This window comes from Candidatus Dependentiae bacterium, from assembly GCA_020431705.1.
Taxonomy (GTDB): domain Bacteria; phylum Babelota; class Babeliae; order Babelales; family Vermiphilaceae; genus JAGQHQ01.
Window position 1 is genome coordinate 1 of record JAGQHQ010000039.1, and the last position, 2,052, is coordinate 2,052.

Genomic DNA, 2,052 nt, shown 5'->3' on the forward strand with positions numbered 1-2,052 from the left:
TTAATTTTTAATTTTTCAGTAAAAAAAGTTAATTATTTCGAAATTTCTTTTTTTAAAAATATATTAATTTTTATGAAATCTTTGGTATCAGAGTAATAAATTTCCTTTTTTGTACATAACGAAATTTCGAAATTTCGTTTTGAACAACACATGGTCTAAACTTCACATCTGAGCTATGGGGGGGTATATTTTTTTTTTTATAAATTCACTGAAAAATAAAACGAAATTTCGAAATTTCGTTAGAGGCACGTGGACTAAACTTCACATCTGAGCTATGGGGGGTCTATTTTTTTTTTTTTATAAATTCACTGAAAAAATCAGAAACGAAATTTCGATACATTTTTCACTTAAATTATTCTATTAAATACATAAACATAAATCTAATCTGTTCTGTTCCAGTGCTTGTGCTGGTCCATTGCAAACCAGCATCTGTTTTTTGACCTGTTGGAGAATAAGGCACAAGACCATCTAACCCAGATCCACTTAAAGCTGTACCACCTCCAGCAATTTCCATAATACTTGCAAAATTATTTTTAACAGGTACAGGTAATCTAAATTCTATATGTGTAAGAGCTCCTGTTGAAGATGTACTAGCATTTCCTACAATGAAGGCATTTACATAATTACCTACTCTTGAATATCCACATTTTGTAATTGTAAAAGAACTAAGATTTAAATAATCTGCTGGGATTATTTGTGGGTCCCATGTTTTACCTTCCCATTCAGCTCCTGATACTTCTAAATTATTTATAGATAATGTACCCGTACTATCTTTAAAAAACACATATCGAGGATAATCACTTGCCATTGTTTATTTATTTAAAAATATCTAAGTTTAGAAAAAAAAAAAAAAAAAAATATATAAAAAAAAAAGAAGTAGAAACTGTAGAAAATGAGTTTATCAGCAATCATAGGAGCTACAGATTCTAAACAAAAAAAAAGTTCTAATAATGTTAATAACTCTGATATAAATATAACCAAAAATACAGATGGAACATGGGACCTTTTGTCAACACCGAAAGACAAACAAAAAGAAGAAAAACTACAAAAAACAACAACACCTTCAACAACAACTTCAACAACAACTTCAAACGAAAATCTTAAAGCCACTACCGATAAAATTAATAATATATCACAAGAATTATTTGGTAACAATAATATTATTAATAATACAACGAAACCAAAACCAGATATCAAAAATATTAAAAACATATCAACAGACAACAAAAACGATAGTACCAAGAAAAGGGGAAGACCTAAAAAAGTTGCTTTCGAGAGTAATGTCAATGAAAAACTTAACGAAAAAAATCTCCAAAATACTTCCAGTTCTAGTTTCTCTTGGGATGACTCTCTTGCCGCTGATTCCAAAGCTTTTAATGCTAATCTGAACAAAGAATTCAATGACACGAAACAAGAATTAACATCAAGATTTAATAAACGTGGAGCTTTAAAAAAAGATGTTAAATGGGCTATGGAGACTCTTACACAAGCAAGAAGAGAGTTAAGTCCTGAAGAGAAAAAAAAAGTTCAATTAGCTAATGAAATCAATCGATATTATGAATCCTTTCCTGATTTGTTAGGTCCAAATATCCATAAAGGGAAAAAAGATGTTTCCAAGGTACCTTTAAATGAACTTATAGATGAAAAAGCAAATATTAAACAAATTTTAGCTCAACCCCAATCACTCTCCTTAGTTGAAGATATATATGTTTCTGCAATAGAAGTAGCTGAAAGTTTATATATGAGAAGATTTTTTGGTACAGAACATGATTTCTTAAATGTTAATATTTCAGGTTTGTCAAAAATGTTACGAGGTAATATTGATTATGTTAGACCTGAGCTGACTGAATTAGCTATAGAATACAGTCAGCTATTATCACTGGGTCCTACAAATAGGTTACTGATAAAAACAGGGAAAATGGCAAGTGACTGTCATATATTAAATACAAGTGCAAAAACGAATATTAATGATATAAATAATAAATATAAAAATTTGTAAAACACATCGAAATTTCGTTTCTGATTTTTTCAGTGAATTTATAAAAAAAAAAT

2 protein-coding genes are annotated in these 2,052 nt (G+C 28.8%); one reads left to right on the forward strand and one right to left on the reverse strand.

From position 1 onward, the window contains the following. Positions 1-352: 352 nt before the first annotated feature. On the reverse strand, positions 353-808 hold the full coding sequence (locus KC460_05200; protein MCA9770738.1) for a hypothetical protein: 456 nt from the start codon (positions 806-808) through the stop codon (positions 353-355). Positions 809-892: 84 nt separating this feature from the next. Here KC460_05200 and KC460_05205 point away from each other — a divergent pair, with 84 nt between their 5' ends. Further along, on the forward strand, positions 893-1,999 hold the full coding sequence (locus KC460_05205; protein ID MCA9770739.1) for a hypothetical protein: 1,107 nt from the start codon (positions 893-895) through the stop codon (positions 1,997-1,999). Positions 2,000-2,052: the final 53 nt, after the last annotated feature.